Here is a 23,105-nt window from a genome sequence, read left to right as displayed (position 1 = left end):
TCAAGTGCACCGCGCAGATCGCGGTGCACATTCCATTATTGCAGGGCTGTCAAGCCCCCCGGCTGAGCAGCCCTGAACGCAGGGTGGCTCAGCCTTTTTCGTCAATACCTGCCTGGAGTGGCTGACTGTCCAGATGACCGCCAAGCGTCACCGGGCCGACTTTCAGGTTGCCGTTTTCAAGGGAAACCTTCGGTGCGTTTTCTTCGGTTTTGTGTGGCAGGTCCAGGCCGGCTTTCACACCGTAGTCGAGATTGCTCAGGTCGGTGCTGCTGACCTTCGAACCGCCCAGATCGACCTTGCCTTCGGTGGCAGTAATCCGCGCGCCGGTCAGCTGCGTAGCGCCACCGACAGAGAGGTTCACACCCTGGCTACCGCTAATACCGGAAGCCTGTTTGATGCTGTCCTTGTGCGCGTATTCGCCTTCGACTTTCAGCATTGGCTTGTAGTCGGTGCCCGCGAGTTTTCCCTTGTCGTCGGCTGGAGTCTTTTTGGCGCTCAGGCCCAGATCCACATCAACCTCGGCGTGATTGCTGGAGTCCTGACGGCTTTCGACCGACAGATCACCGGCCACTTTGCCACTGACGTTGCGCGCATCGATCCGCGCACCGCTCAGGCTCGTGTCGCCCGCGCTGTTCAACACCACCGTGTCAGCCTTGATCTGACTGTTCTGCTGGGTGGTGCCTTGCAGGTAATCCACGCCAACTTTGGCTCCGGCGTTGAAGCCGTGGTCGCTGCTGACTTTTTCATCGGCGGCGGTTGGTGTGCTTTGGCTCAGATTGCCGCCGGCGCTCAACGCCACATTCCAGTTGTTGCGGTGGTCGGTGGACTGCGCGGATTCCTGAACGAAGCCGCCCTTCTGCGCGTCGATGCTGACGTTTAGGGCGCTGACCTGAGTGCCTTGCAGATGCACCGAATCACCGCTCAGCGCGATGCCGTTCTGGCTGTTGAGCTGGCCACCGGTGAGGGTTTGCGTGTTCTCATTGACCCGACCGATGTTGAAGTTGCCGCTGAGGTTGCCGCCCTGATCGTGGCTCTTCTCGCTGCTGCTCTTGCTGCCGCCCGCCTTCAGCCCACCGCCAAGATTGCTGCCGTTGGCGACGTGGGTGTCGGTGGCCGCTTGCAGGTCGAGCTTGCCGCCGGCCTTAAGGTCGATAGCGCCAGCGCTGTCGACTTTCGTGCCTTGCTGAACCTGATTGCCGCCGCTGCTCAATTGCACCGGGCCGTTGCCGCTGAGGCTGGCGACGTGCGCCTGGCTGTCGGTGGTCTGGTTGCCTTGGTGATCGAGCTGGAACCCGGCGCCGAGATCGACGTTGGTGCCGTCGGTGCCCGGCAAGGTGCCGACGGTCAGCGAGCCATTGCCACGCAGGCTGGCGCTGTCGCTGCTCTGACGGTCGTTGGCCTGATTCAGGGCCAGATCACCGCCGGTCTTGACGCTGACACCACCCTGCCCGCCATCGAAACGACTGCCTTCGAACTGTGCATCGCCGCCGACATTGATGTGCACACCCTGATTGCCAGCGTAACCGCCGACTACTGCGGTGGTGCTGTTCTTGCTCGACTGGCTGCTGCCACCCGCACCGCTGCCGGCCACGTTCACGTCTTCACCGGTCTTGGTGTAGACGCGCACATCGACCTTGGCATCCACCTCGTTGTCGGTGCTGCTGCGGGTGTTGCTGGCCGCGTCGGCCACCAGTTTGTCGGCGCTGATGTTTACTTTGCCGGCGCTGGCGTTGTACTGCGAGCCCTGGTCGTGCAGCGTGCCGCCGACCTTCACATCCACGGTCTGGCCGTCGAACCGGCTGACCACGGCGTTGCTGCTCTGCCCGGTTTTATCGGCGCTGGCGTGACCGATTGCCAGGTCGATACCGACGTTCGGCTGACCGAGATTGGCCAATGCATCCTTGTCCGGCACCTTGCCGTCGAGCACTTCTTTCACGGCGCCGGCAATCGGCCGGGCGATGTCTTTGTACTCGACGTTGGCGCCGATGTCCGCCGACCAGTTGCTCTCTTTGTGGGTGCTGCTCTCGGTGTTGTGGGCGGCGCGGTTGTCGACTTCGTTGGCGGCGACGTTCAGACCGTTGCCGGCCTTCAGTTGCGCACCTTCGGTGACGAGTTTGTCAGCGATGATGTTCAGGCTGCCGCTGCTCTGCACGCCGGTGGTTTGCGCGGTGGTTTTGCCGGTGGTGTCTTGCGAGGTGCTGTGCGAGAAATCCACACCGCTGCCCGCGCGGTCGAGGCCGCCGGTGTAATAGAAACCGCCGCCGATGCTGCGGGTTTCGGTCGAGGTGCCGTGGCTGTCCTGCTCGGCCAGCAACGAGACGTTCTTGCCGCTCAGGGTAGTGTCGCCGCCGGTGGATTTGACCTCGGCGCCCTTGAGCGTCACGTCACCACCCGCCGTCACTTGCACGCTGCCGCCGCTGAGGCTGGAACCTTGCTGGGTGACGTCGTTGGTGGTGACGGTTTGCGCCTTGTCTTCGTAATGCACGCCGGCGCGATATTGCTCCGCCGTCTGCTCCCTGGCGTAGGCGTCAAAGCCACGGGTTTGCGTGCTGTTGCTGCTGTCACGGGTGTTCTGCGTCGAATGCACATTCACGTCACCGGCCGCATCCGCTGTCAGCGCGCCGCCAGCCTTGACCGTGGAGCCGGCGACTTCGATGTCCCTGGCGCTTTTGAGCTTGAGATTGCTGTCAGACGCCAGCTCGCTGCGCACCGTGGTGCTGTCGCTGCTGTTCTGACGCGACTCGTTCTTGGTGATGCCGAAGAACTTGCTGTCCTTGTCGTGGTTGTTGCTGTGCGAGGTGTCCTGCACACCATCGATGGTCAGCGAACCGTTGTCGCTGATCACGCTGGCGTCCCTGGCGCCACGCACCTGGCTGCCGCTGATGCGCACGTCGTCAGCCTTGACCAGCAGTTTGCCGGTCGCGTTGATCGTGCTGCCCTGATGCTGGGTCTGGCCCTTGTCAGCGTCGCCGGTCTTGCCGAAGAAACCGCCGCCGACCAGGTCACCGGAATAGCGATTGTCGCTGCTGCGATGGGTGTGGGTCGCGGTGGTGATTTCCACCTGTTTGCCGGCCAGTTGCAGATCACCGGCGCTGTCGACTTCGGCGCCTTCGGAGCGCAACAGTGCGGCGGTTTGCAGGGCGATGTTGCCGGCCTTCAATTGGCTGGTGACGCTGCGCTGCTCTTCGCTGCTGCTGTCCCAATCGGCTTTCCACAGGTGTTTGCGGTGCTTGCCCTGATCGGTCCGGATGTGGCTTTCAGTGGCGGCGGTCAGGCGCAGGTCACCGCCGCTTTGCACGCTGAGGTTGTTCTTCGCGTCGACCTTGGCGGCTTTCAGTTCGGTGTCTTTGCCGGACGACAGTTGCGCATCGCGGCTGGCGATGATCTGGCTGCCGTGCTGGCGCGAATCGCTGTCGGTTTTGCTGCGCTCGTAGGTTTCCCAGGTGATGCCGATGGTGCTGTTGTTCCAGTTTTCGCGCTGTTCCTGGAGCTTGCGGCTTTCGACAGTGGTCAAGGTCAGGTTGCGTTTGGCCTCGACCTTCACGTCGCGACCGCTGACATCAGTGGCGGCCAGGCTCAGGTCCTTGCCGCTGTGCAGGCCGACGTCGCCCTGGCCGCTGCGAATGCCGGCACGGGTCGCGTCGAGGCTGTCCGGGGTCGCCTGACCGCTGACGCTCAAGTCGCCCGCCGAACGAATCTGCACACCGTCACGCCCGGCGACTTGCACAGCGCCGACCTTCACGCCAGCGCCTTCGGCGGTGCTGACGATGTTGATGCGCCCGGCCTGCATCGCGCCGAACAGGCTGGCGTCGATGCGTTGATCGGTAGTGTTGCCCGCCGGGTCCACGGCTTTCACCTGGCCGCTGGCGTAGTCGATCTGATTGCGCCCGACCGTGAGGTTCAGTTGGTCACGCGCAGCAATCGCACCCTGGCTGTCGATGCGCGGTGCGATCAGGTTGATCGAGCCTTCGCCATTGCGCAGGCCGCCGCTCTGAATCTGCAACTGGCCGGTGGCGGCGCGGGTGCTCAGCGCTTGCAGTTTGCCGTCGTTCAGCTCGGGACGGCCGACCACCAGATTGGCGTTCGGCGTGTTGATGAAGCTGCCGCCGTTCACCGAAATGCCGTTCGGGTTGGCGAGCACGTAGTCGGCAGCGCGACCGAAGATTTCCTGGGCGCCGTTGATGGCCGACGGGTTGCGGCTGATCACTTCGTTGAGGATCACGCTCGCGGCCTGACCCTGCAATTGCGGGTTGGCCGCCAGTTGCCCGGCGAGCTGCGATTGCCCGGCCTGCAAGGCGTTGTTCAGGACGAGGCCCTGGCGGTCGACGTTGTAGTCGAGGAACTGGTTGTGCGACAGGCCCGATCCGTTCGGCGCGACGATGTTGACGATCGGCACGCCGCGCTGGGTCTGCAATTGCGCGGTGCCGCCGGGGCCGGGCGCGACCACCACACCGCCGGCCATGGCGCCCGGCAGATGAGCGACCAGGAACAGGCTGGCGATGGCCCAGCGCAGTTTGCCCCGTGGGGAAAGATGAAACGCAAAGGTGTTCATTGGCATAAAAAACTCTCCGTGTAGTGCGGCATCACGTTGCGCGTTGAGTTACAGGCCACGGCTGTCGCGCTCAGGTCCGATGGCTGTTGTTCACTGATGTTCATATCTGCAATCCGACCCGCATCAGCCAGGTTTCAGGCTCGCGGTGCAGTCCGGTCGGGGTGGTCAGACTGCGTTGGTAATCGACATCCACTTGCAGGTTTTTCCAGCCCAGGTTGAGGCCGATGCTGGCACCGCTCAGGCGTTGAACCGACGCGCCGTGATCGGCCTTGATCCAGCCGTGGTCGAGGCCGACGCGCGGGGTGAGCTGCACCGGCAAATCGGTGCGTAGCGGCAGGCGCAGAGTGTTGCGCCAGATCGCGCCACTGGCGCCGGACGCGCTGCTGACCCGGTAACCGCGCACGGCGGAATCGTCGGTACCGAGCAGTTGTTCGATCGCCGGCAACGGATCCGGGCTGTACTGCAAATTGAGCTGGCTCTGCCATTGCCAGGCTTGCGCACCGAGCTGGCCGTTGCGCCACTGGCTGAGGCCGGCGCGGTACTTGCGAAACTGTGCCTTGGGCAGGTTTTTGACCTGGCGATCGGCATCGTCGTCGGCACCGAACCCGCTTAAACCCTGGGCGTAATTGACGTCGAGGTTCCACACCGCGCGATCGAGCCAGAACAGATTGAGCCCGGCCTCGGCCACGGTCAGGGTCGGGCTCTGAATGCCGAGGCGGACGTTTTCCAGATAACTGTCGACGTCCTTGTGCGCCAGTTGCAGGTTGGCGCTGAGCTGATGGCTCTGGTCGCGCCACAACACGCGGTCGGCGCGCAGGCTGAGCTGATCGGTGATGCCAGTGCTGTGGAAAGTCAGCGTGCTGAGCTTGAACGGCGCGCGATATTCGGCGTGGCTGGCGAAGGTGCTGAACGTCCAGTAGCCGTAGGGGATCGCGTAATAGAGGCTGGCGTTGCGGCTGTAGCGGTCGCCCTGATTGAGGGTGTCGCTGGCACTAAGACTCAACAGGTCGTTGAGTTCGAGCGGACTGTCGAGGGTCAGGCTCAGCGTGTCGCGATCACGGCCGGTGCTGGCGCTGCCGAGGTTGTCGAAACCGGCACCAAGGGCCCAGCGTGACTGCCCGGAAGTACGTGAACGCAGGATGATTTTTGACGCACCGGGCTGGCTGCCGGGAGCGATGTCGGCGGTCAGATCGAGCGAGCGCAGACGGTTCAATTGATCCAGCCCCTGCTCGAGATCCCGCAGGTTCAGCGGCTTGCCGAGCATGCCGGGGAATGCACCGCCGAGGGACACCGGCAGGCTCTGGTCGGCCAGCTCGATGGACTCGATGTAGCCTTCGTCGACCAGAATATCCAGCGACTGCCCCGCCGCCGGCGCGCTGCTCAGGTACGGACGGCTGGCGATATAGCCCTTCTCCACGTACAGCGCGGTGATGGTCGCCAGCAAATGGTTGATCTGGCCGACGCCCATGCACGGCGCCAGCAGCGGTTTGACGCGAGCGTTGAGCTTGTCTTTATCGATCAGCGTGACGCCGCCGATGCGCGTACCGCTCAGGGGCCAGCAGCGTTCGTCGGGGTTGATCGATTCAGGAATGGCCGGGGTGGCAGGCGTCGGACCGAACGCGCCGCGCTCCAGTTGCCGCTTGCGCTGTTCGAGTTGCAGTTGTTGCAAGTCGCGCTGTTGCTGTTGCTGCTGGCGCAGCACCTCCTGGCCAGGGACTGGAGCTTCGGCGGCGAGAACGCTGGGCGCACACACGCTCAACAACAAGGCCGAAAACAGCGGGCGAGGCATGGAACGACTACGAGAAACAGCGCAAAGCAAATACGTCACTCAACATCCTTGCAATCAACTGGCTTAATGCCACCCCATCAATAGCGGTGATAGTCAGAGCCTTCCTACGCAAATGCAAGACGCTTCCTACAGCGCTTACATTTCTTAAACAAATGATCAGCTTTTTTAAACGCCTCCATCTGACGACCGGCGATAAAAATCAATTGCCACAAAATATTACTCGCGTCATATTACGGACGTAATAACCACTCCGTTTTCCCAGGTATTACGCCATGACCAGCATGCCCACCGTAGAACCCGACCTCGCCGTTCCGGTCAGCACTCCCAAACCGCCCCTGCTCAAACGCTTGCTGCTGCCTACTGCCGGCATGGCCGCGCTGGTATTCGCCGGGTTGTACGCCGTGCATTGGTGGGGCGCCGGGCGATTTCTCGAAGAGACCGATGATGCCTACATTGGCGGCGACGTCACGGTGATCGGGCCGAAAGTCGCCGGTTACATCGAGGAAGTGCTGGTCAGCGACAACCAGAAAGTAAAGGCCGGCGACGTGCTGATCCGCCTCGACGCCCGCGACTACCGCGCCAATCTGGCGAAGGCCGAAGGCGCGGTCGCCGCCGAGGAAGCGCTGCTGGCCAACCTCGACGCCACCGAACAATTGCAACAAGCGGTGATCGGTCAGGCCCGTGCCGGCATTGATGCCGCCAGCGCCGAAACCGCCCGTTCGCGGGATGACAACGCACGCTACAAACGCCTGGTGACCACCAATGCAGTGTCGGTGGAAAGCGCACAACGGGCCGACGCCACCTTCAAGACCGCGCAAGCCTTGAGCGCCAAAGCCCAGGCCGAACTGCTGGCCGCGCAACGCCAGCTCACCGTGATCGAAACCCGGAAACAACAGGCCCGCGCCGCCCTCCAGCAAGCCCGGGCCGAGCGTGATCTGGCGCAACTCAACCTCGGCTACACCGAACTGCGCGCCCCGGTCGACGGCGTGATCGGCAACCGTCGCGCACGGGTCGGCGCTTATGCCCAGGCCGGTTCGCAACAGTTGTCGGTGGTGCCGGCCAGCGGTCTTTGGGTCGATGCCAATTTCAAGGAAGACCAATTGGCGCGGATGAAGCCCGGCCAGCGCGTGAGCATCCGCGCCGACGTGTTGTCCGGCCAGCAATTCCACGGCCGCCTCGACAGCCTCGCCCCGGCCACCGGTTCGCAGTTCAGCGTGTTGCCGCCGGAAAACGCCACCGGCAACTTCACCAAAATCGTCCAGCGAGTACCGGTGCGGATCCTGCTCGACCCGGCGGACGGCGTGCTCGGCCACCTGCGTCCGGGCCTGTCGGTGACGGCTGAAGTCGACACCCGCCCCCAACCTGAAACCACCGCCGTGGCCAGCGCGCCATGAGCACCGCCCTCACCGCCTCCGCGCAGCCATTCAATGCCACCGAAATGGCGACGGCGACCAAGGTGTTCGCCTTCGCCACGATGTGCATCGGCATGTTCATCGCGCTGCTGGACATCCAGATCGTCTCGGCCTCGCTGCGTGATATCGGCGGCGGGTTGTCTGCCGGCACCGATGAAACGGCGTGGGTGCAGACCAGTTACCTGATCGCCGAAATCATCGTGATTCCGCTGTCGGGCTGGCTGTCGCGTGTGTTCTCCACACGTTGGCTGTTCTGCGCATCAGCGGTCGGTTTCACCCTGGCCAGCCTGCTCTGCGGCATCGCCTGGAACATCCAGAGCATGATCGCCTTCCGCGCGTTGCAAGGGTTTCTCGGCGGATCGATGATTCCGCTGGTGTTCACAACGGCGTTCTTTTTCTTTACCGGCAAACAGCGAGTGATTGCCGCCGCAACCATCGGCGCCGTGGCTTCGCTGGCACCGACGCTGGGCCCGGTGATCGGTGGCTGGATCACCGACGTTTCGTCCTGGCACTGGCTGTTCTACATCAATCTGGTGCCGGGTATTTTCGTCGCCGTGGCCGTGCCGATGCTGGTGAAGATCGACCGGCCGGAACTCTCGTTGCTCAAGGGCGCGGACTATTTGAGCATGGCGTTTCTGGCGCTGTTTCTCGGTTGTCTGGAATACACCCTCGAAGAAGGCCCGCGCTGGAACTGGTTCAGTGACCAGACGATTCTGACTACCGCGTGGATCAGTGGCCTGGCCGGGCTGGCCTTCATCGGCCGCACGTTGCATGTGGCCAATCCGATCGTCGATCTGCGCGCGCTCAAGGATCGCAATTTCGCCCTCGGCTGCTTTTTTTCCTTCGTCACCGGGATTGGCCTGTTCGCGACGATTTACCTGACGCCGCTGTTTCTCGGCCGGGTGCGCGGCTACGGCGCGCTGGACATTGGTCTGGCGGTTTTCTCCACCGGGGTGTTCCAGATCATGGCGATTCCGCTGTACGCCTTTCTGGCCAATCGCGTCGATCTGCGCTGGATCATGATGGCGGGCCTGGCGTTGTTCGCTTTGTCGATGTGGGAATTCAGTCCGATCACCCACGACTGGGGCGCCGCAGAATTGATGCTGCCGCAAGCCCTGCGCGGGATTGCCCAGCAACTGGCGGTGCCGCCGGCGGTGACGTTGACGTTGGGTGGTCTGGCACCGGCGCGGCTGAAGCATGCGTCGGGCCTGTTCAACCTGATGCGCAACCTGGGCGGTGCAATCGGGATTGCCGCGTGCGCGACCATTCTCAACGACCGCACCAACCTGCACTTCACGCGGTTGGCGGAGCATCTGAACAGCAGCAACGAAGCGGTGAATCAGTGGCTGGCCCAGGTCGGCGGCAACTTTGCCGCGCTGGGTCAGAGCGGCGACGTCGGCCTCACCGCCAGCCTGCGTCAGTTATGGCTGCTGACTTACCGTGAAGCGCAGACGCAAACCTACGGCGACACGTTCCTGATGATCATGGTGTGCTTCGGCATCGCCACGGCGATGGTGCCCTTGATGCGCAAGGTGCAGCCACCGGCCGCGCCGAGTGCCGATGCACATTGATCGATCAGGCTTGCGGGGTCTTACGGAAGCCCACGGCCAGACGGTTCCAGCTGTTGATGGTGCTGATCGCGACGCTCAGATCGACCATTTCTTTGGGCGAGAACTGGGCGGCGACCACTTCATAGTCTTCGTCCGGGGCGTGGGTCAGGCTCAACTGGGTCAGGGTTTCGGTCCACAGCAGCGCGGCGCGTTCACGTTCGCTGAAGAACGGCGCTTCACGCCATGCGGTCACGGCGAACAACCGGCGCGGGGTTTCGCCACCCTTGATCGCGTCGGCGGTGTGCATGTCGATGCAGAACGCGCAGCCGTTGATCTGCGAAGCACGCAGCTTGACCAGTTCGATCAGGGTCTTTTCCAACGGTAGTTTGGAGACAGCGGTTTCCAGGGCGATCATCGCTTTCAGGGCATCTGGGGACGCGGTGTAGAAATCGATACGAGGTTTCATGGCGACTCTCCGGGGCAAATGAATGTGTGGCTACGGTAGTCCCGGGGTTGGGCCAGGCAAATAGCCAATCTCCCGGAAGTCGGGTAGGCCACTCGTTTGGCGTCGGAAAAGAAAGTGTGAAAGGGCAATTGCCAGCACTCGTTCTGCGCCACTAGAATGCGATCAATTCTTAATTGCACCCTAATCGCACTCTCGATTGCATCTCTGGCAACGGACGCCCGAAACGAGTATCTGCCCTTCATGTCGTCACTCGATCAGCCGTTGAATCAGCAAGTCCAGACGCTCTACAGCGAACACCACGGGTGGCTGCAGGGCTGGCTGCAGCGCAAGTTGGGCAGTCGCTGCGATGCGGCCGACCTGGCGCACGACACGTTTTTGCGCCTGCTCACTCGCCAGGTGATCAAGCCGCTGGGCAGCGAGCCACGGGCGCTGCTGACGCACATCGCCAAAGGGCTGGTGATCGACCGCTGGCGGCGTCAGGACCTGGAGCGCGCGTACCTGGAAACCATCGCGCACTTGCCCGCCGCTGAAGTGCCGTCGCCGGAAACCCGCTACCTGATTCTCGAAACCCTGTGGCGCATCGAAGCACTGCTGCGCGAACTGCCCGAGCAGACTCGCGAGACCTTCCTGCTGTCGCAGATCGAAGGCCTGACCTACGCGCAGATCGCCACGCGCCTGAGTGTTTCGCTGATCACCGTCAAACGCCACATGCGTGCCGCGTTCATTGCCTGCCTGAGTGTCGCCTGATGAATTCGTCGATGATCAATCCGCAGATTCTCGGCGAAGCCGCCGACTGGCTGGTGCAACTGCATTCCGGCACCGCGACCCCGTCCGACCATCAGGCCATCGCCCAATGGCGCACCCGCAGCGCCGAGCACGCCATTGCCTGGCAGCGGGCCGAAGCGTTGTTGGGGGATTTGCGCAGCGTGCCGGCCAACGTCGCGATCCAGACCTTGAAACGCGCGTCCCGCAAGGAGGGTCTGAGCCGTCGCCAGACCCTCACCCGCCTCGGCTTGCTGTTGATGGCCGGGCCGCTGGGCATTGCCTCGCAGCATGTGCCGTGGGAGCAATGGACCGCCGACCAGCGCACCGCCGTCGGCGAGCAGAAGAACCTGCAATTGCCGGACGGCACGCAATTGCTGCTCAACACCGACAGCGCCGTGAACATCGCTTACAGCCCGGCCGAGCGCCGGGTGCTGCTGCTCAATGGCGAAGTGCTGATCAACACCGCCAGCGATGCTGCCGCCCGCCCGTTCATCGTCGAAACCCCACAAGGCCTCGCCCGTGCGCTCGGCACGCGGTTCTGCGTGCGTACCGAAGGTTCGCGCAGCCAGGTGTCGGTGCTCGAAGGCCAGGTTCAGATCACCCCGCAATTGCTCAAGCAGAATGCGATTCTCAAGGCCGGCGAGCGCCAGCGCTTCAAGCTCAACAGCTTCGACAGCGCCGAAACCTTCGACACCGCCAGCCTGGCCTGGGACAAGGGCATGCTGCTGGCCAGCAACATGCGGCTGGACGAATTGCTCGGCGAACTGAGCCGCTATCGCCGAGGCGTGCTGCGCTGCCATCCGGACGTCGCGGCGATGCGCGTGTCCGGGGCGTTTTCCCTGCGCGACACCGACGCCAGCCTGCGCCTGCTCAGCGACACGTTACCGCTGAACATCAACAGCCTGACCCGCTATTGGCTGTCGGTGGAGCCCCGTGTCTGAACCCTCGGAAAATATTTTCAGTATTCGCTGATACCTTTTCGCGTCTCGTCCGGTGAGTGGATAGACCTTTCAATTCCACGCCCCCGACAGGAACACCGAATGACCGCAATGCCATTGCCCCGCCCCGCCACGTTTGCGCTCAAAGCCCTGAACCTGAGCCTGGCTCTGGCCTTCAGCGCACTGTTGCCGACTGCCGCCAACGCCGCCGACAGCGTCAGCGAAAGCGCCAGCCGTACCGTCAACATCGGCCCCGGCCCGCTCAGCCATGTGCTGGCGCAGTTTGCGGTCAGCGTCGGCGTGCCGCTGTCGTTCGATCCGGCGCAACTGGGCAATCGCCAGAGCCCCGGCCTGCAAGGCAGCTACACCGCGCAGAGCGGTTTTGCCCGGTTGCTGGAAGGCAGCGGTTTCGAGCTGATCAGCACCGGCCACAACGGCTACACCGTGGCCCCGAAAGTCGCGGCGGACGGCGCGCTGGAACTGGGCGCCACCAATGTCAGCGCCCTGCGCGACGACAGCGGCGCCACCTACGGCGGCGAACAGGTCGCCCGCCGCGCGCAGATCGGCATGCTCGGCAACCAGGAGGTCAACGACCTGCCCTTCAGCGTCACCAGTTACACCGCCAAGACCATGGCCGATCAGCAGGCGCAAACCGTCGGCGATGTGTTGCTCAACGACGCCTCGGTGCGCCAGTCCAACGGCTTCGGCAACTTCTCGCAGATGTTCATGATCCGTGGCCTGCCGCTGGCCTCCGATGACATTTCCTATAACGGCCTCTATGGCGTGCTGCCCCGGCAGATCATCGCCGTCGAAGCGCTGGATCGAGTGGAGCTATTCAAGGGCCCGAACGCCTTCGTCAACGGCGTGACCCCGAGCGGCAGCGGCATCGGTGGCGGGATCAACCTGCAACCTAAACGCGCGATGGACACGCCAACGCGCAGCGTCACCCTCGACTACAGCGCCGACGGCCGGGTCGGCGGGCATCTGGATCTGGGCCAGCGCTTCGGCGAAGACAACCGCTTTGGCGCGCGGGTCAACCTGATGCAGCGCGAAGGCGACACCGCCGTCGATGAAGAAGACCAGCGCTCGTCGCTGTTCAGCGTCGGCCTGGACTATCGCGGCGATCGCCTGCGGGTCTCGACCGATTTCGGTTATCAGAAGCAGGTGATCAATCAGGGGCGCTCGGTGATCTATGTCGATTCGAGCCTGACCAAAGCCCCCAAGGTGCCGCACGCCAACGCCAGCTACGCCCAGAGTTGGAGCTACTCGCAACTCGAAGACACCTTCGGCATGGCCCGCGCCGAATACGACCTCAACGACAATTGGACCGCCTACGTGTCCGGCGGCGCCAAGCACACCCGCGAAAACGGCGTGTACTCGTCGCTGACCGTCACCGACCTCAACGGCAACGCCCGTGGCGGCATGCTCTATTCGCCACACGATGAAGACAATAAAAGCGCAATGGCCGGGCTCAACGGCCGCTTCGACACCGGCCCCGTCACGCACCAGTTGAACCTCGGCTGGGCGGGCATCTGGGGCGAGCAACGCTCGGCGTTCGAAACCATCGGCGCGGCCGGGCGCTACAGCACCAACCTGTACAACGTCACCGACAAACCGCGCCCGACGCCGACCTCGTTTGCCAGCTACATCAACGACCCGCGCATCACTGGCAAGAACATCCTGCGCAGCGAGGCGATTTCCGACACCCTCGGTTTCGTCGATGACCGTATCCTGCTGACCCTCGGCGTGCGCCGCCAGGCACTGAAAGTCGACGGCTGGAGCACCGCCACCGGCGCCCGCACCTCCAGCTATGAAGAATCGATCACCACTCCGGTCTACGGCCTGGTGATCAAGCCGTGGGAACACGTGTCGTTCTACGCCAACCGCATCGAAGGCCTGGCCAAGGGCCCGACGCCGCCGACCACGGCAATCAACCGCGACGAAACCTTCGCCCCGGTGCGCAGCAAACAGATCGAAGCCGGCGTGCGCGTGGACATGGGCAGCTACGGCGCCAACCTCGGCGTCTATCGCATCGAGCAACCGTCGAGCTACACCCAGGACGGGATCTTCCGGGTCGACGGCCAGCAGACCAACAAAGGCGTGGAACTCAACATCTACGGCGAACCGCTCGATGGCCTGCGCCTGCTCAGCGGCGCGACCGTGATGAAGACTGAACTGGAAGGCAGCAGCAACGGCGTGAATGACGGCAACCGCGCCGTCGGGGTGCCGCGCTTCCAGTTCAACCTCGGTGCCGACTGGGACATTCCGGGGCTCGAAGGCGCGGCCCTCAGCGCGCGGATGTTGCGCACCGGCGGCCAGTACCTGAACGCGGCCAACACCCAGAGCATTCCGGCGTGGAACCGCTTCGACCTCGGCTCGCGCTACGCCTTCAAACTGGATGAAAAGCAGATCACCCTGCGGGCCAATCTGGAGAACGTCGCCAATGAAGCCTATTGGGCTTCGGCCAACGGCGGTTACCTGACCCAGGGCACGCCGCGGACGCTGAAGGTTTCGGCGACCGTGGACTTCTGACCGCTCGTCATCCGGCCGGCACCAAGCCTTGTGCGCGTCAGACCAATATCAGGTAGATCCCCTGACTGGAGACACACCATGATGACGCGCACATTGACCTCAATCCTGCTGGCCGCCACGCTGGCCGCCTCCACCGCAAGCTTTGCTGCAAACGACGGCGCCGATGCCACCGGCACCAAATCCGGCGCCACCAGCGGCTCGACCCAGCCACCGAACAGCACCCCGGGCGCGCCTTCGGGCGGCAGCACTTCCGATGGCATGGGCCAAGGCACCGGCACCAACGGCGGCGCCAGCGGTTCAGGCTCAGGGGCTGGCGGCGGGACCGGTTCGGCCGGCGGCGGTACGGGTGGAGCTGGCGGTGGCACCGGCAGCTGAACGAACAAGAGCAGGCCGTGGTAAGTGCCATGGCCTGTGGCTGAACCCGATTGTTTTTTTGTCAGCGATCCGAGCGCAGTAACTCGCCGACGCCGACGTCCATCGACAACACGGCCGCGCGATTGCGGCCGGCGTTCTTGGCCTGATACAGCGCCGCATCCGCGCGCTGGATGAACAGTTCCGGGCTGTCGTTGCCCAGCGGAATGAAGGAATAGCAGCCCAGGCTCACCGTGAGATAACCGGTGGGCGAACCGCTGTGGGTGATGTGCTTGTCCATGACACTGCGGCGGATCTGCCCGGCGATCGCCAGTGCGCCGTTGATGTCGGTGTCCGGCAGCAACACCGCGAACTCCTCGCCGCCATAGCGTACCGCCAGGTCGGATTTGCGCTGGCAGCAGTTTTTCACCACCTGCGCGACCTGCGTCAGGCAGTGGTCGCCGGCCACGTGGCCGTAGGCATCGTTGTAGCTTTTGAAGAAATCGATATCGAGCATGATCAGGCTCACCGGGCTCGACTGCCGCGCGCCCCGGGCAAACTCCACATCCAGAGAACGCTCGAACAGGCGCCGGTTGGCCAGCCCGGTCAAACTGTCGTGGGTGGCGATCTGCTCCAGCGCCCGCTGGGCCTTGCGCAGATTTTTCTCGATCCGCTCGCCATCGCGCACTTGATGAATGAACACCCAGCCGAACAGCCCCACGCCGAGCATCACCAGCGCCACGATCACGCTGGACTGGAACGCCCGGTCATGCCAGCCCTGAAGAATCGTGTCCCGCGACGAAGAGGCGGCCACCACCAGCGGATAACTTTCCAGCTGCCGGTAACCGTAAAGGCGCGTCACGCCGTCAACCACCGAGTCGATCATCGCGGTGCCGGCGGAGGCATTGGGCAGCAGCGTCTGATAGATCTCGCCCTTGGCCAGCGAGGTGCCGATCAGGGACTCGTCGAACGGCCGGCGGGCGAGCAAGGTGCCGTCGGTCAGGCCGAGGAACATGGTGCCGTTATCGTCCAGGCTGAAGCTTTTGAAGAACTTGTCGAAGTACGACATCTTGATCCCGGCCAGCAGCACGCCCTGGAAATTGCCGGCGCGGTCGTTGATCCGTTTCGAAATCGGGATGATCCACTCGCCGTTCTCGCGGCTGCGGATCGCCGGGCCGATATGCGCAACGGACGACACGTTCTGCTGGTGAAACTTGAAGTACTCGCGATCGGCCACGCCATTGCCACGCGGCAGATTCGGGAACGAGGTAATCACCCACTGCCCTTCGCGGTCGAACAGGAACATGCCGTGCAACTGCTCGAGTTGCTGTACCCGCCGCGCGAGGGTTTTCTGCAAACGAGTCTTTTGCGCCGCGCCATAACCGTCTTCCTGAATCCAGTCGACCAGACTGGTCATCACCAGATCCGCCGCCAGAAAGGTGTCCTCGGCCTGCTGCGCCATGGCCCGGGTCAGGTTGGCCGAAGACATCTGCGCGTTCGCCAGATCCTGGCGCCGCGACTGTTCGATCTGCAAGTACAGCAAACCGAACAGGCACAGACACACGGCAACGATGAACAACACCGCCGCCTTGCGCAGGGGCAAACGCTTGAGTGTGCCGCCGGGGGCCTGGTGCGGATCATGAATGGGGATAGGCAAAAGCGTGTCCTGGGCAGGTACGACAGGGGCAAAGGCCCGAACCCTTGTTTTTTGTGAGCGTAGCCCACCGGGTTGTGCGGGGCAACCAAGTGCCACCGAGACAATCCCGACCCTGTTGCTATCGGCGCGCAAGGCAATTGGATGACCTGCGACGCGAATTATTTTTGCCTGCCCGTTTCCCTCGCCTTCACTCCCGGCTCGACAACCGCCGCATCGCACTGTGCAGATGCGCCCGCGCACTTTCCGGATCGCCCTCGCGCATCTGCTCGTACGCCCGTTGCGCAACCGCGTGCGGCACCGGTTTGAGCTCCCGTTGCGTGGCCATCGCCAGCAGTTGCACCTGCGCGGCACGCTCCAGGTAATACAGATCGTCCCAGGCTTCGGCGATGGTCGGCGCCGCGACAATCACCCCGTGGTTCTTGAGAAACAGAATGTCGGCCTCGCCCATGACCCCGGCAATCCGGTCGCCCTCACGCGCGTCCAGCGCCAGCCCGTTGTAATGCTCGTCCACCGCCGTGCGCCCGTAAAATTTCAGCGCGGTTTGACTCAGCCACAACAGCGGCGGCCCCTCCAGCAGGCACAACGCCGTCGCGTTCGGCATGTGGGTGTGGAACGCGACCTTCACCCGAGGCAGCCGCTGGTGCAGCCGCGCATGAATATAGAAAGCAGTGGCCTCCGGTTGGCCCGCGCCGTCCACCACGTTGCCATCGAAGTCGCAGACCAGCAGGTTGTGCGCCGTGACTTCGGAAAATGCATAGCCGTAAGGATTGACCAGAAACAGGTCAGCGTGCCCCGGCAACATCGCCGAAAAGTGATTGCAGATCCCCTCTTCCAGCCCGTGCAGCGCCGCCAGTTGAAAACACGCCGCCAGTTCGTGGCGAGCGGTGATGATGGCTTCGCTGTCGAGGTTCAACGGGGCGCAACGCGTAGCTCGGGCGCTGCCGGTCAGGGTATGGGCCATGGCGAAATTCCTTTATGACCAGCCAAGGGATGAGAACAACGGAAGGACTTCGTCCAGCGTGTTGAGGATTACGTCGGGCCGATAGTCCGGCAGCAACTGACGACCGGTGCCGCGGTCAATCCAGACGCAGCGAAAATGCATGTCGCGAGCCGCCGTGTGATCGAGCATCGGGCTGGCGCAGATGTGCACCACCTGATCGCGGCTGACGCCCAGTTGTTCATGAGCGTAGTCGAACAGCCGGGGCGCCGGTTTGTAGGCGCCGGCCTGTTGCGCGGTGATCACCCGGTCGATGTGGCCACCCAGTTGAGCGACGTTGCCGGCGATGATGTCGTCATCGGTATTGGAGACGATGCACAGCTTGAAACCCTTGGCCTTGAGCTGCGCGAGGGTGTCGACGACTTCGGGAAACGGCGGCATCTGCGGGATCGCGGTGGCCAGGCGTTGGCTGTCTTCGCTGGCACTCGCCAGGCCCAGTTCCTCCAGGGCCAATTGCAGGCCGAGGGTGCTCAGCTCACGAAACGAGCGGTGCGGCGGCGTCTGTTCCAGGCGATGTTCGTGGCGGTCGTAGACCTCGATCAGGCGCCCGGCGTCGACCCCGTGTTCACCCTTTTCGCTCAGGATCCGCTCGGCCACGGCGCGCAGGCCTTCGTCCCATTGAATCAAGGTGCCGTAGCAATCGAAGGTCAGCCATTGCGGGCGCGGTGTGTGGATCAATGTCATGGGGGCATTCCTCTGCAAGCGAGGGCTTCAGCTTATGAACTCGGGGTGATAGTGTGAAATTAAATAAATAGCCAACCGTCAGTTGCCAAACAAATATCGAGAGCGCCGCCATGCTGGATCTGGAACTGCTGAAAACTTTCGTCTGCGTGGTCGATGAAGGCAGCTTCACCCGCGCCGCCGAACGCGTGCATCGCACTCAATCCACGGTCAGCCAACAGGTGCGCAAACTCGAAGAACTGGTCGGCCACGCCCTGCTGTTGCGTGATCGCACCGGGCTGAACGTCAGCGTCACCGAGCACGGCGAACTGCTGATCCACTATGCCCGTCGCCTGCTGGCCTTGTCCGCCGAGGCCAGCGAAGCCCTGGCCAGCGATCTGGACCTGGAAATCCTGCGCATCGGCATGCCGGAAGACTTCGACGCCCGGCGCATGGCGCTGATCCTCGCCGGATTCACCCGCAGCCACCCGCAAGCGCGGCTGGAAACCGTCAGCGGCATGAGCCTCGACCTGCGCCAACGCCTCGACAGCGGCGAAATCGACATCGCCCTGATCAAACGTGAACCCGACAGCGGCCCCGCCTGGGCGACCTGGCCGGAACGACTGGTGTGGGTCAAGGGCGCGGAGTTCGACTCATCCAGCGGCGTGTTGCCTCTGGCGCTGTTTCCTCAAGGCTGCCTTTACCGACAACGGGCGATTCGCCTGCTCGACGTGGCGCAACGCCCCTGGCGTGTGGCCTTCGGCAGCCACAGCCTGACCGGCATTCAGGCGGCGGTGGCCTCAGGGCTTGGGGTTTCGGTGCTGCCGGCTTCGGCAGTGTTGCCGGAGCATCGGGTGTGCACGGACTTGCCGCCATTGCCGCCGACGGAGCTGGCACTGGTCAGTCGCGAGGGGGTGTTGAGTGGATTGCAGCGGGGGCTGGTGGAGTTTTTGCGGGGGGAATTGGGGGTGGATGCGGGGGGATTTGCTTGAGGTTGATCGCAAAAAAACAGGCGCCTTTTCAGGCGCCTGTTTTTATGATCGGTCAACGCGACGGCGGCACTCGAATATCCCCCGCCCGGCACTGGGTTTTCACGCCCTTGCCGCACGCGCCGAATTGCAGGTCCTTGCCCATGCACACGCGCACTTCCGAGAGTTCCGGGCCGTTGCAGATCACGGCGATACCGTCTGACGGGATGCCCGGATTGCTCTTGCGGAACAGGTCGGCAATTTCCTGCGCTTCGAAGTAATAAGAGCTACTGAACGGTTGCAACTCTTCCGGGATGTTCACCGCGGCCACGGCTTTGTCCGCTTCGTCCAGATAACCCATAGCGCCGAGGCCGCTGCAGGTGCCGTGCTTGCTCCATTCGTGATCGAGGAGTTTTTTGGTCGGGAACAGCGTCAGGCCTTTGGCCGTTTCGGCGGCCGACAGGTTGGTCAGCGGCGGGCAGGATTCCGGCCAGCCGCCCTTGGCGTATTGCGGCCAGAGGCCATGCAGGACAAACCCGTAGCCTTTGCCGGTGCATTGAGGATCGTCCTTGTGGGTCAGGCAGAACGTCGGCGACCAGGACAACGTCAGCAGGTAGTAATCGAATACCCCCGCCACCGACTCCGCTTTGCTGGCGGACGACTGGCGTGCCGAACTCAGGCCGATGCTACCGACCGTCAGCGCAATCAGCGCCATAATTGTAAAAAGCTTTTTCATGTTCCCGTTCCTTGGGACGCGTGCGTCCGTGGTTTTTGTGGTCTGACCATCACTTGGCCAGACGCTGATTGAGTCATGCATGTGTTGCAAGCGCATGACGCAGGGCAAAACCTGCATTACTTTGAAAGGACTACGATGAAGTTGAAATCACCACAGGGAACCGACATGAGTAAAGCAGACGAACTCGCCGCGAAACTCAAACAAACCCGGCACACCCATGCTGACGAAATCACCTGCGCCGAACTGGAGATCGATTGCTGGCCGGCTCAGGTGTATGCCTTGTATCACCGCATCGAGGGCTGGTTGCAACCGGTCACCGAAGTCGGCCTGAAGATTCGGCGAAATCCTACCCATGTTTGCGAAAGTTCACCGGATGGCGAGTCCCACGACTACGCCATCGACCAGTTGATCATCGAAGCCAACCACCACAGCCTGACGTTCGACCCCATCGCCCGTTTCACCGAAGACGGCTCGGGGCGTGTGCAGATCGTCCTGCCGGGGCGCGAAGCATCGCTGCTGCGCACCGTCGACGAACATGGCGAAAGCCACTGGTGGTTGCAGACCATCGAGACCGGGCAACAACTGGATGCGATTGCGTTGACGGAAAACAACCTGCTGTTGGTAGTCCAGGAAGGGCTCGGTCTGTAGGCCGAACCTGACAAAACTGTAATCCGCCCCTCAGCCAGCTGAAAGCTGCCACTGGTTAGCCTCCTCGTCATTGGTCAAACGGGGACTTCCAGCGCATGCCTTCCACCACGTCAAGACGTACCTTCGTCAAAGGCCTTGCCGCCAGCGGTCTGCTCGGCGGCCTCGGCCTGTGGCGCACGCCGGTCTCGGCCTTGAACAGCCCCGGCCAAGTGAACGAATTGAGCGGCACCGACTTCGAACTGTTCATCGGCGAAACCCCGGTCAACTTCACTGGCCAGCCCCGCACAGCACTGACCATTAATGGCAGTCTGCCCGGCCCGCTATTGCGCTGGCGCGAAGGCGACACCGTGACGTTGCGAGTGCGCAACCGACTCAAGGTCGACACCTCGATCCACTGGCACGGCATTCTGCTGCCGGCCAACATGGACGGCGTGCCGGGCCTGAGTTTCAAGGGCATCGAGCCGGGCGGCGTGTACGTCTACCAATTCAAGGTCCGCCAGCACGGCACCTACTGGTATCACAGCCACTCCGGGTTGCAGGAACAGGCCGGCGTCTACGGCCCGCTGGTGATCGATGCCCGGGAGCCGGAGCCGTTCCAGTACGACCGCGACTACGTGGTGATGCTCAGCGACTGGACCGACGAAGACCCGGCCAGCCTGATGAAGACCCTGAAAAAGCAGTCCGATTACTACAACTTCCACAAGCGCACAGTCGGCGATTTCATCCATGACGTCAGCGAAAAAGGCTGGGGCGCCACCGTCGCCGATCGCACGATGTGGGCCCAGATGAAGATGAATCCCACCGACATCGCCGATGTCAGCGGCGCCACGTACACCTTCCTGATGAATGGCCACCCACCCGATGACAACTGGACGGGACTGTTCCGCCCCGGTGAAAAGCTGCGTCTGCGGCTGATCAACGGCTCGGCCATGAGCTACTTCGACGTGCGCATCCCCGGCTTGAAAATGACCGTGGTCGCCGCCGACGGCCTGCACGTCAAGCCGATCAGCGTCGATGAGCTGCGCATCGCCGTGGCGGAAACCTATGACGTGATCGTCGAGCCCGCCGCCGAGGCCTACACCCTGTTCGCCCAGGCCATGGACCGTACCGGCTACGCCCGAGGCACCCTCGCCGCCCGCGCCGGCTTGTCGGCCCCGGTGCCGGCACCGGACCCACGCCCGCTGGTGACCATGGACGACATGGGCATGGGCGGCATGGACCATGGCTCGATGGACATGAGCGATATGAGTGGCATGGACCACGCCGGCATGAACATGGGCCCGATGCAGTCGCACCCTGACACCGAAAAGGACAATCCGCTGGTGGACATGCAAGCCATGACCTCCGCCCCGAAACTCGACGACCCCGGCCTCGGCCTGCGCAACAACGGCCGCCGCGTGCTGACCTACGCCGACCTGCGCAGCACGTTCGAAGACCCGGACGGCCGCGACCCGGGCCGCACCATCGAGTTGCACCTCACCGGCCACATGGAGAAATTCGCCTGGTCGTTCAACGGCATCAAGTTCTCCGACGCCGAGCCGCTGCTGTTGAAATACGGCGAGCGGATCCGCCTGGTGCTGGTCAACGACACGATGATGACCCACCCCATCCACCTGCACGGCATGTGGAGCGATCTGGAAGACGAAAACGGTGACTTTCAGGTGCGCAAACACACCATCGACATGCCACCCGGCACCCGCCGCAGCTACCGCGTGACTGCCGATGCGCTGGGTCGTTGGGCCTATCACTGCCATCTCCTGTACCACATGGAAATGGGCATGTTCCGCGAAGTGCGGGTGGAAGAATGAGGACGCCGACCATGACTCGATTCGCCGCGTTTTCCTTGTCACTCCTGTCGATGTCCCCGGCCTTCGCCGCCAGCGACATGCAGGGCATGGATCACAGTCAAATGGGGGATATGCAAAGCATGGACGACGGCATGATGCAGCCCGCCGCGCCGACCGAAAGCCGCACGCCGATCCCGGCGCTGACCGACGCCGACCGCGCCGCCGTGTTCACCAGCCACGCCGGACACCAGGTTCACGACAGCGCCATCAACACTTACTTCCTCGCCGACAAACTCGAATGGCAGGATGCCGACGACGCCAGCACCCTGGCCTGGGATTTGTCCGGCTGGATCGGCGGCGACATCGATCGGCTGTGGCTGCGCTCCGAGGGCGAACGCAGCAACGGCAAAACCGAAGACGCGGAGATCCAGGCCCTGTGGGGCCACGCGATTTCGCCGTGGTGGGACGTGGTCAGCGGCGTGCGCCAGGATTTCAAGCCCGGCGCACCGCAAACCTGGGCCGCGTTCGGTCTGCAGGGCATGGCGCTGTACAACTTCGAAGCCGAAGCCACTGCGTTTCTCGGCGAAAACGGCCAGAGCGCGGTGCGGCTCGAAGGCGACTACGACATCCTGTTGACCAACCGCCTGATCCTGCAGCCCACCGTCGAACTCAACGTCTACGGCAAAAACGACCCGCAACGCGGGATCGGCTCGGGCCTGTCGAACCCAGAAGTCGGGTTGCGGTTGCGCTACGAAATCCGCCGCGAGTTCGCGCCCTACATCGGCGTGACCTGGAATCGCTCTTACGGCAACACCGCCGATTACGCCCGGGAAGAAGGCGAGGATCGCAGCGAAGCGCGACTCGTCCTCGGCGTGCGGCTGTGGTTCTGAATCCCATCAAAAAACAATACCGAGGTCTTGCATGCGCACATTGAAAATCTCCCTCGTCCTCGCCAGCGGTTTGCTCCTGAGCACCCTGGCCCAGGCCCATCCGAAACTGCTGTCGTCGACCCCGGCCGAAGGTGCCGACGGCGCGGCACCCGGCAAGATCGAACTGCGTTTTTCGGAGGATCTGCTGACTCAGTTCTCCGGCGCCAAACTGGTGATGGCCGAAATGCCCGGCATGGCCCACTCGCCCATGCCGATGAAGGCCAAAGTCAGCGCCGGCAGCGACCCGAAAACCATGCTCGTCACCCCGCTCTCGCCCTTGCCGGCCGGCACCTACAAGGTCGAATGGCGCGCGGTATCGTCGGACACGCACCCGATCACCGGCAACGTCACGTTCAAAGTGAAGTGAG

The 23,105-nt window shown here is 63.2% G+C and carries 18 protein-coding genes; 11 read left to right on the top strand and 7 right to left on the bottom strand.

What is annotated here, in order from left to right:
* Nucleotides 1–88: 88 nt before the first annotated feature.
* Together MKZ87_RS21870 and MKZ87_RS21865 are read right to left on the bottom strand one after the other, a co-directional pair.
* Nucleotides 89–4,558, bottom strand: a complete 4,470-nt coding sequence (locus MKZ87_RS21870; RefSeq protein WP_266201985.1) for a hemagglutinin repeat-containing protein — start codon at nt 4,556–4,558, stop codon at nt 89–91.
* A gap of 94 nt (nt 4,559–4,652) precedes the next feature.
* Nucleotides 4,653–6,341 carry a ShlB/FhaC/HecB family hemolysin secretion/activation protein gene (locus tag MKZ87_RS21865; protein WP_266201984.1) on the bottom strand — a complete coding sequence of 563 codons (1,689 nt, stop codon included), beginning with the start codon at nt 6,339–6,341 and terminating at the stop codon, nt 4,653–4,655.
* A 272-nt stretch (nt 6,342–6,613) separates the two neighbouring features.
* On the opposite strand from MKZ87_RS21865, the gene MKZ87_RS21860 reads away from it, so the two are divergent.
* Complete coding sequence (locus MKZ87_RS21860) at nt 6,614–7,735, top strand: HlyD family secretion protein (protein WP_085705183.1); 1,122 nt, start codon at nt 6,614–6,616, stop codon at nt 7,733–7,735.
* On the top strand, nt 7,732–9,324 hold the full coding sequence (locus MKZ87_RS21855; protein WP_085705181.1) for a DHA2 family efflux MFS transporter permease subunit: 1,593 nt from the start codon (nt 7,732–7,734) through the stop codon (nt 9,322–9,324). The genes MKZ87_RS21860 and MKZ87_RS21855 overlap by 4 nt, the downstream gene beginning before the upstream one ends.
* A 4-nt stretch (nt 9,325–9,328) precedes the next feature.
* On the opposite strand, the gene MKZ87_RS21850 is transcribed toward MKZ87_RS21855, so the two are convergent.
* Nucleotides 9,329–9,769 (bottom strand): carboxymuconolactone decarboxylase family protein, encoded by a 441-nt coding sequence (locus MKZ87_RS21850; protein ID WP_085705179.1) that lies wholly within the window; start codon nt 9,767–9,769, stop codon nt 9,329–9,331.
* Nucleotides 9,770–10,009: 240 nt separating this feature from the next.
* Between MKZ87_RS21850 and MKZ87_RS21845 the strand changes: the two genes are divergently transcribed.
* From MKZ87_RS21845 to MKZ87_RS21830, 4 genes are all read left to right on the top strand, one after another.
* Nucleotides 10,010–10,516 (top strand): sigma-70 family RNA polymerase sigma factor, encoded by a 507-nt coding sequence (locus MKZ87_RS21845; RefSeq protein ID WP_085705177.1) that lies wholly within the window; start codon nt 10,010–10,012, stop codon nt 10,514–10,516.
* Nucleotides 10,516–11,475, top strand: coding sequence for a FecR domain-containing protein (locus MKZ87_RS21840; protein WP_085705176.1), 960 nt, complete (start codon nt 10,516–10,518; stop codon nt 11,473–11,475). Before MKZ87_RS21845 ends, MKZ87_RS21840 begins: the two co-directional genes overlap by 1 nt.
* Before the next feature lie 99 nt (nt 11,476–11,574).
* Nucleotides 11,575–14,004, top strand: a complete 2,430-nt coding sequence (locus tag MKZ87_RS21835) for a TonB-dependent receptor (RefSeq protein ID WP_085705175.1) — start codon at nt 11,575–11,577, stop codon at nt 14,002–14,004.
* A gap of 78 nt (nt 14,005–14,082) precedes the next feature.
* On the top strand, nt 14,083–14,379 hold the full coding sequence (locus tag MKZ87_RS21830; protein ID WP_085705173.1) for a hypothetical protein: 297 nt from the start codon (nt 14,083–14,085) through the stop codon (nt 14,377–14,379).
* A gap of 61 nt (nt 14,380–14,440) precedes the next feature.
* Here the strand turns inward: MKZ87_RS21830 and MKZ87_RS21825 are convergent, their stop codons facing one another.
* The 3 genes from MKZ87_RS21825 to MKZ87_RS21815 form a co-directional block, all read right to left on the bottom strand.
* Nucleotides 14,441–16,012 carry a GGDEF domain-containing protein gene (locus MKZ87_RS21825; protein WP_085705171.1) on the bottom strand — a complete coding sequence of 524 codons (1,572 nt, stop codon included), beginning with the start codon at nt 16,010–16,012 and terminating at the stop codon, nt 14,441–14,443.
* Nucleotides 16,013–16,199: 187 nt separating this feature from the next.
* On the bottom strand, nt 16,200–16,973 hold the full coding sequence (locus MKZ87_RS21820) for an aldolase (protein WP_085700456.1): 774 nt from the start codon (nt 16,971–16,973) through the stop codon (nt 16,200–16,202).
* Nucleotides 16,974–16,985: 12 nt separating this feature from the next.
* Nucleotides 16,986–17,693, bottom strand: coding sequence for a haloacid dehalogenase type II (locus MKZ87_RS21815; protein ID WP_266201983.1), 708 nt, complete (start codon nt 17,691–17,693; stop codon nt 16,986–16,988).
* Between the two features lie 110 nt (nt 17,694–17,803).
* On the opposite strand from MKZ87_RS21815, the gene MKZ87_RS21810 reads away from it, so the two are divergent.
* Nucleotides 17,804–18,661 carry a LysR substrate-binding domain-containing protein gene (locus tag MKZ87_RS21810; RefSeq protein WP_227232995.1) on the top strand — a complete coding sequence of 286 codons (858 nt, stop codon included), beginning with the start codon at nt 17,804–17,806 and terminating at the stop codon, nt 18,659–18,661.
* A 52-nt stretch (nt 18,662–18,713) separates the two neighbouring features.
* Here the strand turns inward: MKZ87_RS21810 and MKZ87_RS21805 are convergent, their stop codons facing one another.
* A complete protein-coding gene (locus MKZ87_RS21805; RefSeq protein WP_266201982.1) occupies nt 18,714–19,373 on the bottom strand; it encodes a ribonuclease T2 in 660 nt (219 codons plus the stop codon).
* Nucleotides 19,374–19,538: 165 nt separating this feature from the next.
* On the opposite strand from MKZ87_RS21805, the gene MKZ87_RS21800 reads away from it, so the two are divergent.
* The 4 genes from MKZ87_RS21800 to copC all read left to right on the top strand — a co-directional run bounded on the left by MKZ87_RS21800 (nt 19,539) and on the right by copC (nt 23,104).
* Nucleotides 19,539–20,021, top strand: coding sequence for a hypothetical protein (locus MKZ87_RS21800; protein WP_266201981.1), 483 nt, complete (start codon nt 19,539–19,541; stop codon nt 20,019–20,021).
* Between the two features lie 95 nt (nt 20,022–20,116).
* Nucleotides 20,117–21,829, top strand: a complete 1,713-nt coding sequence (locus MKZ87_RS21795) for a copper resistance system multicopper oxidase (protein ID WP_266201980.1) — start codon at nt 20,117–20,119, stop codon at nt 21,827–21,829.
* A gap of 11 nt (nt 21,830–21,840) precedes the next feature.
* Nucleotides 21,841–22,698 (top strand): copper resistance protein B, encoded by an 858-nt coding sequence (locus MKZ87_RS21790; RefSeq protein WP_266201979.1) that lies wholly within the window; start codon nt 21,841–21,843, stop codon nt 22,696–22,698.
* Between the two features lie 31 nt (nt 22,699–22,729).
* Entirely contained in the window at nt 22,730–23,104 is a 375-nt protein-coding gene (copC, locus tag MKZ87_RS21785; protein WP_085705161.1) for a copper homeostasis periplasmic binding protein CopC, read from the top strand.
* The last annotated feature ends 1 nt before the right edge of the window (nt 23,105 follow it).

The sequence above is a fragment of the Pseudomonas sp. MCal1 genome (assembly GCF_026341415.1).
GTDB lineage: Bacteria > Pseudomonadota > Gammaproteobacteria > Pseudomonadales > Pseudomonadaceae > Aquipseudomonas.
The sequence above is the reverse complement of the archived record's forward strand: the minus strand, read 5'-3'. Positions and strand labels throughout refer to the sequence as shown.

Coding starts and splice junctions, on each gene's coding strand:
- MKZ87_RS21835 (WP_085705175.1), top strand. CDS start 11,575: ATGACCGCAATGCCATTGCCCCGCCCCGCCACGTTTGCGCTCAAAGCC.
- MKZ87_RS21865 (WP_266201984.1), bottom strand. CDS start 6,341: ATGCCTCGCCCGCTGTTTTCGGCCTTGTTGTTGAGCGTGTGTGCGCCC.
- MKZ87_RS21845 (WP_085705177.1), top strand. CDS start 10,010: ATGTCGTCACTCGATCAGCCGTTGAATCAGCAAGTCCAGACGCTCTAC.
- MKZ87_RS21855 (WP_085705181.1), top strand. CDS start 7,732: ATGAGCACCGCCCTCACCGCCTCCGCGCAGCCATTCAATGCCACCGAA.
- MKZ87_RS21820 (WP_085700456.1), bottom strand. CDS start 16,973: ATGGCCCATACCCTGACCGGCAGCGCCCGAGCTACGCGTTGCGCCCCG.
- MKZ87_RS21830 (WP_085705173.1), top strand. CDS start 14,083: ATGATGACGCGCACATTGACCTCAATCCTGCTGGCCGCCACGCTGGCC.
- MKZ87_RS21805 (WP_266201982.1), bottom strand. CDS start 19,373: ATGAAAAAGCTTTTTACAATTATGGCGCTGATTGCGCTGACGGTCGGT.
- MKZ87_RS21870 (WP_266201985.1), bottom strand. CDS start 4,558: ATGCCAATGAACACCTTTGCGTTTCATCTTTCCCCACGGGGCAAACTG.
- MKZ87_RS21850 (WP_085705179.1), bottom strand. CDS start 9,769: ATGAAACCTCGTATCGATTTCTACACCGCGTCCCCAGATGCCCTGAAA.
- MKZ87_RS21840 (WP_085705176.1), top strand. CDS start 10,516: ATGAATTCGTCGATGATCAATCCGCAGATTCTCGGCGAAGCCGCCGAC.
- MKZ87_RS21860 (WP_085705183.1), top strand. CDS start 6,614: ATGACCAGCATGCCCACCGTAGAACCCGACCTCGCCGTTCCGGTCAGC.
- copC (WP_085705161.1), top strand. CDS start 22,730: ATGCGCACATTGAAAATCTCCCTCGTCCTCGCCAGCGGTTTGCTCCTG.
- MKZ87_RS21800 (WP_266201981.1), top strand. CDS start 19,539: ATGAGTAAAGCAGACGAACTCGCCGCGAAACTCAAACAAACCCGGCAC.
- MKZ87_RS21795 (WP_266201980.1), top strand. CDS start 20,117: ATGCCTTCCACCACGTCAAGACGTACCTTCGTCAAAGGCCTTGCCGCC.
- MKZ87_RS21790 (WP_266201979.1), top strand. CDS start 21,841: ATGACTCGATTCGCCGCGTTTTCCTTGTCACTCCTGTCGATGTCCCCG.
- MKZ87_RS21815 (WP_266201983.1), bottom strand. CDS start 17,693: ATGACATTGATCCACACACCGCGCCCGCAATGGCTGACCTTCGATTGC.
- MKZ87_RS21810 (WP_227232995.1), top strand. CDS start 17,804: ATGCTGGATCTGGAACTGCTGAAAACTTTCGTCTGCGTGGTCGATGAA.